This is a genomic window from Rhodocyclus gracilis, assembly GCF_009617575.1.
Taxonomy (GTDB): domain Bacteria; phylum Pseudomonadota; class Gammaproteobacteria; order Burkholderiales; family Rhodocyclaceae; genus Rhodocyclus; species Rhodocyclus gracilis.
Map to the genome: position 1 here is coordinate 169,998 of NZ_WIXJ01000002.1, position 16,064 is coordinate 186,061.

Here is a 16,064-nt window from a genome sequence, read left to right on the forward strand (position 1 = left end):
CGAATGATAGCCGAAAAGGCGAAAACGCTCCAAGCGCGTCGGTCGCTTTGCGTCACCCGAGTCGGGTGGCCGAGCACGCCGACGCGCGCAATCAGGCCGCCGGAAGCAAAGCCAACTCACGCTCCAGCGCCCGCGCATCGGCGTCAAAGCGGCGAATGCCGTCGGCGAGTTTTTCGACCGCCATAGCGTCTTCGTTATGGCGCCAGCGATAGCCGGCCTCGTCGAGCGCAAGCCGCTCATCGGCGCTGCCATCGTCTGGCGAAAGCTGGCGCGTCAGCTCACCGGAGCGGGCAGCCAGTGCGTCGAGCAACTCGGGGCTGATCGTCATCAGATCGCAACCGGCCAGCCGCTCGATCTGTTCGATCTTGCGGAAACTCGCGCCCATGACTTCGGTGGCGTAGCCATGGCGCTTGTAGTAGCGGTAGATGCGCGCCACCGACGCAACGCCGGGATCCTCGTCCGGCGCAATGTCGGCGACGCCTTTGGCCTTGCAATACCAGTCGTAGATGCGGCCGACGAAAGGCGAAATCAGCGTAACGCCGGCATCGGCGCACGCCGCTGCCTGTGCGAAAGAGAACAAGAGCGTCAGATTGCAGTGCACGCCTTCCCGCTCCAGACGTTCGGCGGCGCGAATCCCTTCCCAGGTGCTGGCGACCTTGATCAATACGCGTTCGCGCCCAATGCCGGCGGCGGCGTAGCGATCGATCAGCGACAGGCCGCGCCGCACCGTCGCCTCGGTGTCGAAACTCGCGCGCGGATCGACTTCCGTCGACACCCGTCCGGGAACGAGCTTGAGAATCTCGCCGCCGATGTCGACCGCGAGCTGCTCGATGGCGCCGGCGACATCACCGCGCGCCCGCGAGCGCGCCAGCGACGCGCTGACCAGCGACTGCGTGTGCGGATCGCGCGCCGCCTTTAGCAGCAGCGAGGGATTGGTGGTTGCGTCCTGTGGCCGCAGACGGGCGATCGAGAGCAGATCGCCCGTATCGGCAACGATGGTGGAAAAGCGTTTCAAAGAAGCCAGATGGTCAGTCATTACCGCAATCCTTGTAGGTTTCAGCCGAGCAGCACAGGCAAGAAAGGCCGATGTATCCGGTCGCAGCGCCGGAGCCGCGCGCTTATGCCGGCCACAACCAGTCGCGTACTTCCGGGCGGTCGATGCCGTGGCGATGCGCGTACTGCGTCTGGTCGATGATTTCGTTCTTCATGCGCTCCTTGACGTAGGCCGCCGCCGAGCGCAGTTGGGGAACGCGATCAATGACGTCGATCACCAGGTTGTAGCGATCCACCTGATTGATGATCGCCAACTCCAGCGGCGTGTTGATACTGCCCTGCTCCTTGTAGCCCCGGACGTGAACGCGCGACTGGTTGCTGCGCCGGTAAATCAGTTTGTGGATCAGCCACGGGTAGCCGTGGAAGTTGAAAATGACCGGTTTGTCGGGCGTAAACAAGCTGTCGAAATCGGCATCGCTGAGGCCACTCGGATGCTCCTCCGGCGGCGCGAGGCAAAAGAGATCGACGACATTGACGAAGCGCACGCGCAGATTCGGAAACTCGCGGCGCAGGATTTCCGTCGCCGCCAGCGCCTCCAGCGTCGGCACATCGCCGCAACTGGCCATGACGACATCGGGCTGATCCGGCTCACTCCCCTGATCGTCATTGCCAGCCCAGGACCAGATGCCGATGCCCTTGGCGCAATGGCGGATCGCCTCATCCATCGACAGATACTGCAAATGGCTCTGCTTGTCGGCGACGATGACGTTGATGCGGTCGCTGCTGCGCAGGCACTCATCGGCCACCACGAGCAGGCAATTGGCATCGGGCGGCAGGAAGATGCGCGTCACCGCGCTGCTCTTGTTCGTCACCACATCGAGGAAGCCCGGGTCCTGATGCGAAAAACCATTGTGATCCTGCCGCCAGACGGTCGACGAAAGCAGGATGTTCAGGGCCGAGACCGGCGCGCGCCAGGGCACCTCGCGCCGGCTGATGTCGAGCCACTTGGCGTGCTGGTTGAACATCGAGTCGATAACGTGGGCAAAAGCCTCGTAAGTCGCGAAGAAACCGTGCCGACCAGTGAGCAGGTAGCCTTCGAGCCAGCCCTCTAGCGTGTGCTCGGAGAGGATTTCCATCACCCGGCCGTCGACGGACAGGAAGCCGCCATCGGCGTCTTGCGGAATCATCTGCGCCATCCACGTCTTGCCGCTGACTTCGTAGATCGCATCGAGACGGTTGGACGCCGTTTCGTCAGGGCCAAAGACGCGGAAATTCGTCGGATTCGCCCGCATCACATCGCGCAGCAAAGCACCCAGCGGGCGCGTCGTATCGGCCCGCGAATGTCCGGGATGCTCGACCGGCACCGCGTAATCGCGAAAATCAGGCAGACGCAGCTCGCGCCGCAGCAGGCCACCGTTCGTCACCGGATTGGCGCTCATCCGCCGCCGCCCTTGCGGCGCCAGCGCCCGCAGATCAGCGCGCAGGCGGCCATCGGCATCGAACAGCTCATCCGGGCGATAGCTGCGCAACCAGGCTTCGAGCTGAGCCAGATGCGCCGGATTGCGCACCACGTCGCCAATCGGCACCTGGTGCGCCCGCCACGAGCCTTCGATAGCGTGGCCGTCGAGCACATGCGGACCGGTCCAGCCCTTCGGCGTACGCAGCACGATCATCGGCCAGCGCGCACGGGTCGCGACGCCGCTCGTGCGCGCCTCCCGTTGAATGGCCTTGATGTCGGCGATGCAACGCTCAAGCGTCGCGGCCAGCGCGCGATGCACTGTTTCGGGATCGTCGCCCTCGACAAAATGCGGCGTCCAGCCGTAGCCACGGAAGAGGTGATCGAGTTCCTCATGGCTGATGCGCGCAAGGATCGTCGGATTGGCGATCTTGTAGCCATTGAGATGCAGGATCGGCAGCACAGCCCCGTCGCGGATCGGGTTGATGAACTTGTTCGAATGCCACGAAGCCGCCAGCGGACCGGTTTCCGCCTCGCCGTCGCCAACCACGGCGGCGACGATCAGGTCGGGATTGTCGAACGCGGCACCGTGCGCGTGCGACAGGCTGTAGCCGAGTTCGCCGCCCTCGTGTATCGACCCCGGCGTCTCCGGCGTCGCGTGGCTACCGATGCCGCCAGGGAAGGAAAACTGGCGGAAGAAGCGGCGCAGACCCTCAATATCCTCGCTCTTGTCCGGATAAATTTCGCTGTACGTACCTTCGAGATACGCCGGGGCCAGCACCGCCGGCGCGCCATGGCCGGGGCCGGCGACAAAGATCACGTCGAGGTCGTATTTTTTGATCAGGCGATTGAGATGCACATACAGCATCGTCATGCCGGGATCGGAACCCCAATGGCCGAGCAAACGCTCCTTGATGTGCTGCGGCGCCAGAGGCTCACGCAGTAGCGGATTGTCGAGCAGATAAATCATGCCCGCCGCGAGGTAATTGCAGGCCCGCCACCAGGCGTCGAGCGCCGCGAGTTCGTCATGAGAAAGCGGCAACGGCTCGCTTACGGGCAAAGCGACATCAGTCATGCCTGACTCCGAAGAAGAAAAACACACCTGCCACACATGCATGGCGATTAAGCCAGCGAGAAAAAACAGTCACTGCCGAACGTTCCAGTGGCTGCAAGGAAACCATCGCCAGCGCCAGGAGAAGGATTGCAGCGCAGCATCTTGCCACGCGAAATCAGGCCCTCGCATTACACGCACATGACCTCGCGATGACGCGCGCACAGCCGAACCATAACGCAACACACCACCACACCGCCAATCGGTCAGCCATCTCGTGGCTCACCTCACGCCAGAAAAGCCCCGCTCAGACGACGTAAAAGAAGATCACCGCGAAGTGCACCGCACTGCCGGCAACCACGAACAAATGCCAGATCCCGTGCCAGTGGCGGAAGCGTTCATCGAAGACAAAAAACACGATACCAACGGTGTAAAGCAGACCGCCCAGCGCCAACCACGCGAAGCCTACCTCACCCAAACGGGCTATCAGCGGCCGTATCACCAGCAAGGCGACCCATCCCATCGCCAGATAAATCAGGAGCGACAGCACCCGCGCCTTGGAGCGGCTGCGCATCTCCTGCAACATGCCAATCGCCGCCAGCGCCCAGACACCACCGAGCAGCCCGAGGCCCCAATCATCGCGCAGGGTGATCAGACAAAACGGCGTGTAACTGCCGGCGATGAGGAGATAAATGGCCTGATGGTCGAGCTTGCGCAGAATGCCTTTCAGCCGCCCACGCACGCTGTGATACGCCGTCGAGATGCTGTAGAGCAATACCAGCGTCGCGCTGTAGATCAGCACGCCGATCAGCGCCAGACGATCGCCCGCCAATAGCGTGCGCACCACCAGCAAAACGCTCCCCGACAGGGCCAGCACGGCGCCCACCAGATGGCTGATGGCATTGAAGCGTTCTCCGTAGTACATATGCGCTCCCGAAGTCATGCCCGCGGCGAATGAGCGGCCTGCCCGGCGGCGCTCGTCCCTCGCCAGCCTCATGGCGAACCGCTGGCGGGAAGGCGCACAAGCTGCCATGCTGAACGCCGAATGCCGAATGCCGCAAATTCTGAATTCTGAAATTTCTGCCCACGCGCAACGCTTGCCCGATACCAGCTTTACGGCCACCCGCGCGCAACAGTTCGACCCGTTCCTGTCAGCATGGACCAAAACCGGCACCTTTGCCGGAGCGGCTTTCCACACGCAGCAGCAGTCCTTCGCGGGAGGCAAGGTGAACGAGAGCCAGGCATCTGACGACACGTCGCGCGCGGGCGAGGCCGCCGTCGCCCAACGCCGCGAGCACGACGCCTTCGGCGCCATCGACGTTCCCGCGGAACGCTTGTGGGGCGCGCAGACGCAGCGCGCGTTGCAGCATTTCCAGATCGGCGACGAAAAGATGCCGGCGGCACTGATCCTCGCGCTGGCCGAGGTCAAACGCGCCGCCGCCCGTGTGAACGGCCGTCTCGGCGAACTTCCGCCGGAAAAAGCCGACGCCATCCAGCGCGCCGCCGACGAAGTCATCGCGGGAGAGCATTTCGGCGAATTCCCGCTGCCCGTCTGGCAGACCGGCTCCGGCACGCAAACCAACATGAATCTCAACGAGGTGCTCGCCAATCGCGCCTCCGAGCTTCTCGGCGGAGGCCGTGGCGCGGCCTGCCGCGTTCATCCGAACGACGATGTGAATCACGGCCAGTCGTCGAACGACGTCTTTCCGAGCGCCATGCACATCGCCGCCCTACTCGGCATCAAGCACACTCTCCTGCCCGTCTTGGGGCAGCTGCGCGACGCGCTGGCCGCCAAATCGGCCGAGTTCGCCGACATCGTCAAAACCGGCCGAACGCATCTGCAGGACGCCACGCCGCTCACGCTCGGCCAGGAATTCTCCGGCTACGTCGCGCAACTTGCCCATGCCGAAGACGCCATTCGCGCCACCCTGCCTGCACTGCACGAGTTGGCCATCGGCGGCACAGCCGTCGGCACCGGACAAAACGCGCCAGCCCACTTCGGCGAAGCCGTCGCAGCCGAACTCAGCGTGCGTCTGAGCGAGCCCTGGGTAAGCGCCGCCAACAAATTCGCCGCTCTTGCCGGGCACGAAGCCCTCGTCGCCGCGCATGGCGGGCTGAAAACGCTCGCCACAGCGCTCACCAAGATTGCCAACGACCTGCGCTGGCTCGCCTCCGGCCCGCGCTGCGGGCTTGGCGAGCTGCGCCTGCCAGAAAACGAACCGGGCAGCTCGATCATGCCGGGCAAGGTCAATCCGACCCAATGCGAGGCGCTGACGATGATCTGCTATCAGGTGATCGGCAACGACGTCGCCCTGACGCTGGGCGCCGCCGCCGGCGCCTTTGAACTCAATGTCTACAAGCCTCTCATCATCCGCAACTTCCTGCAGAGCCTTCGCCTGCTGAGTGACGGCATGAGCAGCATGGAGCGCTGGTGCGTGCGCGACATCACCGCACAGCGCACGCACATCGCCGAACTGGCGGGCGCATCGCTGATGCTGGTTACTGCGCTGGTACCGCACATCGGTTACGACCGCGCGGCCGACATAGCCAAGCGCGCACATCGTGACGGCCTCTCGCTCAAAGCCGCAGCACTGGCGATCGGCGGCATCAGCGCCGACGATCTTGAGCGCTGGCTCGATCCTCGGCACATGCTTGGCACGGCGGGCGACAAAGACTCCGGCAACGACGCCGCGCACTGATTGCAGGCGACGGATTTGCAATCGCCGGGCCCGCAGAAGAAAATGCGGCTCGAATCAGCGATGGGGTAACCACAAAAATGCGTTTTTCTCGTGAACTGGCGCGCGCAAGCTTGCTCGCCGCACTCGCCACCGTCAGCCTGAACAGCCAGGCCGCACCAGACGAAATTCAGGTTTATACCGAAGAAATGGACGAACCCGGTGATTTCGGCCTGGAACTGCATGTTAACTACGTCCCGAAAGGCCGGCGCGAGGCGACGTACGATGGCGAAATGGCGTCCAACCATCGCTTGCAGGTAACGCCCGAATTTTCGTACGGCATCAGCAAGACACTGGAAGCGGGCCTTTATCTGCCCGTCGCCATGAGCACCGACGGCAACCTCTACGGTAACGGCGTGCGTTTGCGCCTGAAATACATCGCCCCGCGCGCCGATGGCGATCACTTTTTCTGGGGGCTGAACGGCGAATTCGGCTCTTCCGCGCGCCGCGTTTCGGAAAGTGCCCTGACGCTGGAATTCCGGCCGATCATGGGCTACCGCGACGAAAACTGGCTGGTCAGCTTCAATCCGATTCTCGATGCCGATCTATCGACCAACGTCAGCCGGAAGCCGAATTTCGAGCCGGGACTCAAAGTGACGCACCGCGTCGGCGAAGGCAAACACGCCGGATTCGAGTATTACGGCGAGTATGGCCCGGTCGGCCATTTGCTGCAGGGCGACGAGCGGACGCACTATCTGTACGGCGTCATGGATATCGACCTGCACGGCTTCGATATCAATTTCGGCATCGGCCGCGGCTTCAGAAGCGCCGAAGATCAATGGGTAGCCAAGGCGATCATCGCCTTCCCGCTCAACTAAGGAGAGACCATGTTCGCCAAAGCTCCCGTCGCGGCTCTCGTCGCCCTCGGCGTACTGGGCACCGCGCAGCCGGCGTCCGCCGAAACCATTGGCTGCGTGACGACGGCCTGGAAACTGATCGGCGCCAATCACAAAGTCTGCGTCGAAGCCTTCGCCGACCCGAAAGTGCCGGGCGTCACCTGCCATGTCAGTCAGGCCAAGACGGGCGGTGTCTCCGGCACGCTCGGACTGGCGCAAGACCCATCGCAATTCTCGCTGGCCTGCCGGCAGACCGGCCCGATCTCGCTACCGCCCAAACTGCCGCGCGAAGACACGGTATTCAGCGAGGACACCTCCATCCTCTTCAAGGAAACCCGCGTCGTCCGCCTCTGGGACGAGGCGCATAACACCCTCGTCTATCTTGCAATCAGCCGCAAACTGATCGACGGCGCACCAGCCAACAGCATTTCGACAGTGCCGGTCATGCCGTGGGGCGGACGTTAGTCGACGCAAAAAAAACGCCCGACCAAAGGGATGGTCGGGCGTCGTGAGGCGAAGGCTAACGTCTAGCGAAAGATCATGACTTCGTCACGGCTCGACTCCTCGCGCACGCGATAGCTGCCATCGCGCACCGCACCACCGCTCAGCCCACCGAGTTGCTCGTCGAGTTGACGGGCAACATCTTCACCCAGGCTCTTCGACACCTCGGAAATCACTTTGCCGCGATTGAGTACGACGCGGCCGCCGCGCGTCGTCAGCAGCTTGACGTCCTGCCCTGTTCCCATCGCGCTGAACGCGGCCTTGATCTTGTAATCGCGCGTGCTGATCAGGCTGAATTCGCCCACCAGCTCAAGGCTCAGCGTGTTGGAAATGGTATTGGTGTTGTCAATGGGGTTGGCCTCTTGGCGAAACTCGATGCTGTTGAGCGAGCCGAAGAGCACATAGTCAGCACCGGGATACTGCCCCTGCTTGATGCGGGCAATGATGTCGTAGAGCTTCTCCGTGTGCTTGGCATCGGTAAACGGCTTGCCTTGCACCAGCTGGAAGCGTCCTGACTTCAGCATTTCACCCTTGATGTCGGCAGTGAATTTGCGCAATTCGCCACGATCGATGTAGCTATACGTGCCTTCGGCCTCGTAATAGCTGCTTTCGGACTTCGCATTGATCGAGCCGCTGCTGCGCCGTGAATAGGAAGCGTCGGACTCCCGCTCGCTCTCACGCCCGGAAGCACGCAGCGACGATTTTTGCGTCGCGGCAACCACCCGGAAATATTCGCTGACGCGCTCTTCATACGCCAGATCGGTCACCGCAACCTTCGGCGGTGCGGCCACAGCACTCAGGCTGAGCGCAGCAAGTACAGCGCACACGCCCGTGCGCGCAAAACTCATGGCATTCATTTCAATCTCTCCCGAAAACCGTAATGACGAAGCCTAGCGGCGCGCCGTCTTGCGGATTTCTTTCTCATCGGTCCATTCCACGACACCGGTTTCGATCTCGATCAGGCGCAGGTTGATCTTGTAGTACACGTCCTTCTGATCGGCAGTCTTCTTGATGATCGAGGACACAGCGCCGTCGAGCCGGTACTTGGCGCCCTGCATCTTGCCCATCTTGACTGACTTGCTCTTGTCGTAGAGACCGCTCTGATTCTGGCGACGAAGCTCATCCACCTGATTCTGCATGTCTTCGCCCTCGATCGTGTAGCGCACGCCGTTCTTCTGCAACTGGGCAAGGATGGTGTCGGTGATGAGACGCGTATCGAAGTACTCGCTGGTTTTGTTCTTGACCGGCGAAGCCATCAGCAACTGGCGTTTACGAATGAGGTCCTGAATCAGCGGCTCTTGAATCAGCGACTGCGTCATCTTTTCGGAAATCATCTGGATGTCGGTCGAACCCAGATCGGTGGTGACTGTCTCCACCGCCTTCGCGTCACCGTAGCTGACGTTGCCGCTACCGGTCGTCGGCGAGGTCGTCTGACAGGCCGACAGAGAGAACGCCAGGGCGCCGGCGATGAGCGTCAAACGAAGGGCGTGTGAATTTTGAGCTTGCATGTAATTTTCTCCAAAAAAACAAGCGAATGACCGCCCGAGAGCCGTCAGAATCTGAAGCAGAAACCGCCGGGCAGCGAAGCTACCCGACGAAAAAGGCGAATCAGGCGAAGCGGCCCTACCCGCCAATACCCGCTATCTCAGTTATTGCCACTGTTATCGGGGCTTTGCAGGACGAGTCGGAAATCGGTCGCCTTGAAAGTCGGGGCAACGACATTGATGAATTGTTTTTGCGCGCCGTAAACGAGCAAGGGCTTCCACGGCTCGTCATCCCAGACGCTAAAGCCATCTCGGTCAAGCCATTTGAAGCGGTAATACAACTGCTGATTGCCGTTGCTGGTGTTGGTGATCTCGGCCTGAATGCGCAGGAGGTTGTCACGCTTGACGGCGCGCAGGTCGGTCACGCGCAGGTAGCGCATCTGCCCTTGCTCTTCGATTTTGCTGGCGATGGTCGGCCCAGCCGGTTGCGACGCTGCCTCGGGAGGCGTTTGTGCCTGCACCGAAACAGCGAAAACCGCCGCGGCAAGACCCAGCGGAATCAGAAAACGTCGGCTCATTTCACTCTCCTGAAGATTTGGTGGCAGGCGCGGCCTTGGGCGCCTTTTTCGGCGTTGCCCGTGTCTTCTTTTCGGGCGCCGCAACGGCGACCGGTTCGGACGCTTCGGTCGCAGCGGCAGCATCGCCGTTGGCCGCTGCTGATTGGCCAGCATCGACTGCCGCAGTGGGTTGGGAAATATACACGGCGCCGCCCGTCAGACGAATAGGCACGATCGAGAACGGTCCACCGATCAGCACATCGGCGCGGAAGGTGCCTGCGCCGGTCTGGAATTCAACGGTCTGCCGGCCTTGCGGCAGAATTGCCCGCGCCACGGAAATGGTCTCGGGCAAGGTACGCCAGCTGCGATCATCCGCCTGCTCGGTAAGCACCGAGGCGACACTGACGACCAGTCCGGCAATCGGATTCGCCTTATTCGCCTGCTCTTGCGCCGCTGACTTGAGCGCCGCGCGAACAACCGTGCGCAGAATGATGCCCGGCATCTGATCCTTGAGCAGACGCCGCGCCATGCTATCGACGTTCGTCAGGGTTTCCACGGGCAACTGACGGCCGGCGACAGTCAGCGAAGCCGGCACGAAACCACGGTTTTCCGACTTGATCAGCGGGAAGGAGAGCGGCGTGATGACAAAGCCACGATCACGCGGAATGGGAATCGGCACCATCACCGACTTCCACGACGGCGCGAAGCCCGACTCGACGACGAACAGCACGTCCGATTCGCGCGGGCCGGGTTTGCGCCGACCGACGTTCTTCAGGCTGTTTTCGACAATCTTCCTGTTGGGCGCGAGTTGTAATGCGTTGCGATAGCCAGGCTCGGCTAGCGATGGCTCGCCGGTGACTTCGAAGAAATAGCCCGCGAGGTAGTGGGCAAAGGCGTTCTGATAGCCGTTCTTCAACTCCCTGACATCGGGGGTATCGAGCTGATCCAGCGGGTAGTTTTTGAGCAGCGAGGTATCGGCGTTGACGTGCCGTTTGTCGCCGTCTTCCTTCAGCTTGTCGTATTCCTTTTCGCGGAATTCCTCGATGAGCTTTTCACGCTCATAGGTTTTTTTCATCTCGATGCGCGCGAGATCGAAATTGCCGAGCAACAGGTGGTCGAGCGTCAGACGTGAGGAGAGCATCACCTTCTCGTAGTCCTGTCCGTCGTAGCGACGCGTCTTGTCGTTGAGAACGTAGCTGCCAATATCTCCGATCAGCTTGCCCGGATTGGTATGGGCGTCGTCCTCCCACTGCTGAACAATGGCGTCGGCCTGCAACCAGGTATCGCGGCTGCCCGTGTAGTCACGACCGAGCTTGAGCAACTCACCCTTCTCGAAGTAGTAGAGGATATCTTTATCCTTGTTCAGCAGCCCCGGCGCATTGTTTTTTTCCAGTTGATCGACGGCCTGACGAACCGCTCCGGTCTTGACGAGAGTAACCGTCTCTTTTAACTCCGCATCGTATTGCCGCATCGGATTACCCGCACAGCCCGCCAAGACGACGACCGACAGCGTCACCGCTACGGCAAGAACTCTTTCCTTCATGAACACCCCTTCCCTTTCGATTTGTTAACCCCCGCATCCCCTCAAATCCGCTCGATCACCGCGCGATGGGGAATCTCCCGCTACCTCGCGCGCGGGCGAAGTACTTCGGGTGCGGTAGTTTAACCAGATACCGTCATTGTCATAAATACAAATACCGGTACCTCTACTCGAAATATCAGAAGGCGAGTTCTGGCCGATCGCGGAAATGCTCGAGTGCCTCGGGATTGGCGAGCGCCTCGATGTTTTTCACGGGCCGTCCGTGCACGACATTGCGCACGGCCAGTTCGACGATCTTGCCGCTCTTCGTGCGCGGGATTTCCGCCACGTGGAGGATTTTGGCGGGCACATGACGTGGAGTCGTATTGGCGCGAATTTGCTGGCGGATGCGCGTCGCGAGTTCGTCGTTGAGTGCCGTCCCCGGACGCAGGCAGACGAACAAGACAACGCGCACGTCGTCTTCCCAATCCTGACCGATGACCAGCGCCTCGAGCACCTCCGGCACTTGCTCCACCTGCCGGTAAATCTCCGCCGTACCGATCCGCACACCGCCCGGATTCAGCACGGCATCGGAGCGGCCGTGGATGATCAGGCCGTCATGCCGCGTAAGCTCAACGAAATCGCCGTGACACCAGACGCCGGGGAATCGCTCGAAGTACGCGGCGCGATACAACTTGCCGTCATGGTCGTTCCAGAAGCCGACGGGCATGGCGGGGAACGGCTGGCGGCAGACGAGTTCGCCGCGCTGCCCGGAGCCCGGCGTGAGCAACTGACCGGCATCATCGAACACGTCGACCGCCATCCCCAGCCCGCGACACTGCAATTCGCCGCGCCACACCGGGCGAATCGGGCAACCCAGCGCAAAACACGAGAGAATGTCCGTCCCGCCCGAAATCGACGCCAGCAGAACGTCCTGCTTGATCTCGCGGTAGACGTAATCGAAGCTCTCCGGCGCCAGCGGGCTCCCCGTCGAAAAGATCACGCGTAAGGCCTCAAGGCGATGCGAGTGGCGCGGCGACAGCGCATTCTTGGCGAGCGCGTCGATGAATTTGGCTGAGGTACCGAAATGCGTCATTCCCTCGGCGTCGGCGTAATCGAAAAGAACCGTTCCCGGCACGCCCGATTCGCCCACCGCGAAGGGCGAACCGTCGTAGAGCAGCAAGGTCGCCTGCGAGGCAAGCGCCGAAGCCAGCCAGTTCCACATCATCCAGCCGCAGGTCGTGAAATAGAACACGCGGTCGCCAGGGCGTATATCGCTGTGGAGTTGATGCTCCTTCAGATGCTGCAACAAGGCGCCGCCGTGACTGTGCACAATGCACTTGGGGATGCCGGTCGTTCCCGACGAAAACATGATGAAGAGCGGATGCGCGAACGGCAGCGGCGCGAAGTCAATCTCCGCCGGCGAATACGGCGCCACGAAGTCATCCCAAAGCACGCCGCCAGCCACACTCGCCAGCGCTTGCGCCGTCGCGGCCCCCTGCCAGGCGACGACCACACTCGCACGCAGCGACGGCAGGCGCGCCGCAATCTCGGCATTTTTCGCCATGCAATCGACCCGCTTGCCGTTGTAGCGGTAGCCGTCGACACAGACGAGCACCTTCGGCGCAATCTGTCCGAAACGGTCGAGGACGCCAGAGACGCCGAAATCCGGGGAGGCCGAAGACCAGATCGCGCCAAGAGATGCCGTGGCGAGCATGGCGATGATCGCTTCCGGCATGTTCGGCAAATAACCGGCGACACGGTCACCTGACTCGACGCCCGCCCCCCGCAAGGCCTGCGCAAACCGCGACGCCTCGGCACGCAACTGACGACGCGAGAGACGCCGCCGTCCGGGTTCTTCACCGCGAAAGACCAGGGCATCTTGCGCTTCGTCCAGCGCCTTGCCGGCCGAGGCCGCGTCGCCAAGAGCAGGTCGCAGTAAATTCTGCGCGTAATTCAGGCGCGCCTGAGGAAACCAGCGCGCACCGGGCATGGCCTGCGCGTTTTCCAGCACGATCGAGCCGGGATCGCCGAGAACGCCGCACTCGACCCACACCGCCCGCCAGAAGTCTTCCGGCTGCTCAACCGACCAGCGCCAGAGACTCTCGTAGTCGTCCACCGGCGCAGAATAGCGCTCGCGCACGGTGGTGATGAAGGCTGCCATCCCGCTGTCGGCGCGCCGTTGCGGGCTGGCTTGCCACAGCGGGGTCTCCGCCTCCGCCGCGAACGGCGGACGCACGTTTCCATCGAGCATCGTTTCTCCTCCAGTGATGAGTGGTCGCCTGACCGGCCCGCGCAGGGGCACGGCGACTCAGTCGGCGGTCAGCGCGTGACGCAAGACGTCGGGCAAGGGCGTCGATTTGCCGCTGGCGACATCCATCCAGACGATCTTCGCCTCACCGCTGGCGTAGAGCGTGCCGTCGCCCTGACGGCGAATCTCGTAGAAAGACGGCACACTGCTACGTCCCGGCAAGCCGCAGAACATCTGCACCTCAACGACGCCCGGATAGGTCAGCGGCAGGTGAAAGGTACACGCGGCGCTGATGATGACGGGGGCGCTTCCTTGCGGCATGGCGGCGAACCCCATCCGCTCGAGATACTCGACGCGGCACTGCTCGACGTAGCGAAAATAGATCGTGTTATTGACGTGCCCATACGCGTCCATGTCGCCCCAGCGAATGGGAATCAAGCTGGTATGGACGTGTTTCCGCCGAACTTCCATGGTGTCTCCTCGTTTTTGGACGGGGTCTCGCTTTTTTTGCCAAAGTGCGCCATGACGCTTGACGCGAAAGCGTTTTTTTCCATACGATACCGTATTGTAAACAGCATAACAACACGTGCCGACCAAGGCATAGACGCATTCCGGCAAAGGAGATCACGGTGCAACGCGAGACCATGGAATACGACGTCGTAATCGTCGGTGGCGGCCCTGCCGGCCTCTCGGCGGCCATACGCCTCAAGCAGATGGCCAACGAGGCGGGGCGCGACATCAGCGTCTGCCTGATCGAAAAAGGCTCCGAAATCGGTGCCCACATCCTGTCCGGCGCAGTGATGAATCCGCGCGCACTCGACGAACTCATCCACGACTGGCGCGAACGCGGCGCGCCGCTCGACACGCCGGTGACGGAAGACCGCTTCTACATCCTCTCCGCCGAAGGGCAGCTGCATGTTCCGCACTGGATCATGCCAACCTGCTTTGACAACCACGGCAACTACGTCATCAGCCTGGGCGCCGTCTGCCGCTGGCTGGCGACGCAGGCAGAGGAACTGGGCGTTGAAATCTATCCCGGTTTTGCAGGCAACGAGGTCTTGTTCGACGAGACGGGCGCGGTCAAGGGCGTGGCAACTGGCGATATGGGGCGGCTCAAGGACGGCAGCGAAGGGCCGGCCTTTCAGCGTGGGATGGAACTGCATGCCCGCTACACGTTTTTCTCCGAAGGCTGTCGCGGCCAACTTGGTAAGCAGCTGCAGGCCCATTTCTCCCTCAACGCTCACAACGACCCACAGACCTACGCCATCGGCATCAAGGAACTCTGGGAAATCCCCCCGGAAAACCGCGAGCCTGGTGTCGTCATTCACACCGGCGGCTGGCCGATGGATCCGCACACCTACGGCGGCGGCTTCCTCTACCAGATGCAGGACGGACTCGTCGCGGTCGGCTTCGTCATCGGACTGGGCTACGAGAACCCCTACCTGTCGCCCTTCGAAGAGTTCCAGCGCTACAAGACCCACCCCCGGATTCGCGAAATCCTCACCGGCGGCAAGCGCATCAGCTACGGTGCCCGCGCGATTGCGGCCGGCGGCCTGCAATCGCTGCCCAAGCTGGTTTTCCCCGGCGGCGTTCTCATCGGCGACGACGCGGGTTTTCTCAGTGCCTCGCGTATCAAGGGTGCGCATTGCGCGATCAAATCGGGAGCACTGGCGGCAGAAGCCTGTTTCGCCGCGCTGATCGAGGATCGTCGTGCCGATGAACTGAGCGCCCTGCCCGAGGCATTCCGCACGAGTTGGCTGTACGACGAGCTATACGCGGGCCGCAACTTCAAACCGTGGATGAGCAAGGGGCTACGCAAGGGCGCACTCATGTTTGGCATCGACCAGATCATCTTCCGAGGCCGCGCCCCGTGGACACTGCGCAACCACGCCGATTTCACTCGCTTCAAAGCGGCAGCCGAATGCACTCCCATCGACTACCCCAAGCCAGATGGCGTGCTGAGTTTTGATCGCCTGTCATCGGTCTTCCTCTCCAACACCAACCACGAGGAAAATCAGCCCTGCCACCTGCTGCTGACTAACCCGGAAAACGCCATCCGCGTCAACCTTGACATCTACGATTCACCCGAGCAGCGCTATTGCCCGGCGGGAGTCTACGAAATCGTGCACGATGCCGTCGGCAATACCCCCCGCTTGCAGATCAATGCGCAAAACTGCATTCACTGTAAAACCTGCGATATCAAAGACCCGACGCAAAACATTACCTGGGTTGCGCCGCAAGGGGGCGAAGGCCCTAATTACCCCAATATGTAGCACGCGCCTGTCCATTTGCACCAAATAGGTGCAGCAAGCACCATCTTGGGATATCGGCCAAACACGGCGGGAAAACACCCCGCCGACAGCGAAGAGAGCCGCCAGAAACCCATCGGCAGCGCATCGGCGATTGACCAATAACAATTAACAATCAATCTCTTGCAGACGTCATTAACACCACGCCATATACTCAGCGGCCCGGCGGGCCGGGGAATTTTATTGATTCGTCGTGACAGCCGTGTTGCGGATGCAACGCCAGGATCAAGATTCTTCGATTTTTTCGCGCCGAATCTCCCCAATATCCACTGATTTTCGCTAAATTGTAGCCCGCGTTTGGCTGCTCGCTTATCGGCGGGCATGTCCGGGCGGGTTCTGCCTGCGAGCAGCGGGAAACATCCACTGCTGCAT

14 protein-coding genes are annotated in these 16,064 nt (G+C 61.7%); 4 read left to right on the plus strand and 10 right to left on the minus strand.

Going from position 1 to position 16,064, the window contains the following annotated elements; translation table 11 throughout:
• Positions 1-91 precede the first annotated feature (91 nt).
• From tal to trhA, 3 genes are all read right to left on the minus strand, one after another.
• Positions 92-1,036 (minus strand): transaldolase, encoded by a 945-nt coding sequence (gene tal / locus GHK24_RS03980; protein WP_153469381.1) that lies wholly within the window; start codon positions 1,034-1,036, stop codon positions 92-94.
• 82 nt (positions 1,037-1,118) lie between these two features.
• The gene (locus GHK24_RS03985; RefSeq protein ID WP_153469384.1) at positions 1,119-3,524 is read right to left on the minus strand and encodes a phosphoketolase family protein; all 2,406 of its coding nucleotides are present in this window, start codon (positions 3,522-3,524) and stop codon (positions 1,119-1,121) included.
• A 283-nt stretch (positions 3,525-3,807) separates the two neighbouring features.
• Complete coding sequence (gene trhA, locus GHK24_RS03990) at positions 3,808-4,425, minus strand: PAQR family membrane homeostasis protein TrhA (protein WP_153469387.1); 618 nt, start codon at positions 4,423-4,425, stop codon at positions 3,808-3,810.
• Between the two features lie 127 nt (positions 4,426-4,552).
• On the opposite strand from trhA, the gene fumC reads away from it, so the two are divergent.
• From fumC to GHK24_RS04005, 3 genes are all read left to right on the plus strand, one after another.
• Positions 4,553-6,199, plus strand: coding sequence for a class II fumarate hydratase (gene fumC, locus GHK24_RS03995; RefSeq protein ID WP_153469391.1), 1,647 nt, complete (start codon positions 4,553-4,555; stop codon positions 6,197-6,199).
• A gap of 77 nt (positions 6,200-6,276) precedes the next feature.
• Positions 6,277-7,053 carry a hypothetical protein gene (locus GHK24_RS04000; RefSeq protein ID WP_153469394.1) on the plus strand — a complete coding sequence of 259 codons (777 nt, stop codon included), beginning with the start codon at positions 6,277-6,279 and terminating at the stop codon, positions 7,051-7,053.
• A gap of 9 nt (positions 7,054-7,062) precedes the next feature.
• Positions 7,063-7,536, plus strand: coding sequence for a CreA family protein (locus GHK24_RS04005; protein WP_153469399.1), 474 nt, complete (start codon positions 7,063-7,065; stop codon positions 7,534-7,536).
• Between the two features lie 62 nt (positions 7,537-7,598).
• Here GHK24_RS04005 and GHK24_RS04010 read toward each other — a convergent pair whose 3' ends face one another.
• From GHK24_RS04010 to GHK24_RS04035, 6 genes are all read right to left on the minus strand, one after another.
• On the minus strand, positions 7,599-8,420 hold the full coding sequence (locus GHK24_RS04010) for a penicillin-binding protein activator LpoB (protein ID WP_153469402.1): 822 nt from the start codon (positions 8,418-8,420) through the stop codon (positions 7,599-7,601).
• Between the two features lie 42 nt (positions 8,421-8,462).
• Complete coding sequence (gene lpoB, locus GHK24_RS04015; RefSeq protein WP_153469405.1) at positions 8,463-9,080, minus strand: penicillin-binding protein activator LpoB; 618 nt, start codon at positions 9,078-9,080, stop codon at positions 8,463-8,465.
• A 137-nt stretch (positions 9,081-9,217) separates the two neighbouring features.
• On the minus strand, positions 9,218-9,634 hold the full coding sequence (locus GHK24_RS04020) for a DUF1425 domain-containing protein (protein ID WP_153469408.1): 417 nt from the start codon (positions 9,632-9,634) through the stop codon (positions 9,218-9,220).
• Position 9,635: 1 nt separating this feature from the next.
• Positions 9,636-11,156, minus strand: a complete 1,521-nt coding sequence (locus tag GHK24_RS04025; RefSeq protein WP_194286369.1) for a COG3014 family protein — start codon at positions 11,154-11,156, stop codon at positions 9,636-9,638.
• Between the two features lie 175 nt (positions 11,157-11,331).
• Positions 11,332-13,386 (minus strand): acetoacetate--CoA ligase, encoded by a 2,055-nt coding sequence (locus GHK24_RS04030; protein ID WP_153469411.1) that lies wholly within the window; start codon positions 13,384-13,386, stop codon positions 11,332-11,334.
• 57 nt (positions 13,387-13,443) lie between these two features.
• The gene (locus GHK24_RS04035) at positions 13,444-13,854 is read right to left on the minus strand and encodes a thioesterase family protein (RefSeq protein WP_153469415.1); all 411 of its coding nucleotides are present in this window, start codon (positions 13,852-13,854) and stop codon (positions 13,444-13,446) included.
• A 158-nt stretch (positions 13,855-14,012) separates the two neighbouring features.
• On the opposite strand from GHK24_RS04035, the gene GHK24_RS04040 reads away from it, so the two are divergent.
• Positions 14,013-15,656 (plus strand): electron transfer flavoprotein-ubiquinone oxidoreductase, encoded by a 1,644-nt coding sequence (locus GHK24_RS04040; protein ID WP_340666091.1) that lies wholly within the window; start codon positions 14,013-14,015, stop codon positions 15,654-15,656.
• Here GHK24_RS04040 and GHK24_RS04045 read toward each other — a convergent pair.
• Positions 15,641-16,015 (minus strand): hypothetical protein, encoded by a 375-nt coding sequence (locus tag GHK24_RS04045; RefSeq protein ID WP_153469418.1) that lies wholly within the window; start codon positions 16,013-16,015, stop codon positions 15,641-15,643. The two genes, GHK24_RS04040 and GHK24_RS04045, sit on opposite strands and share 16 nt — an antisense overlap.
• Positions 16,016-16,064: the final 49 nt, after the last annotated feature.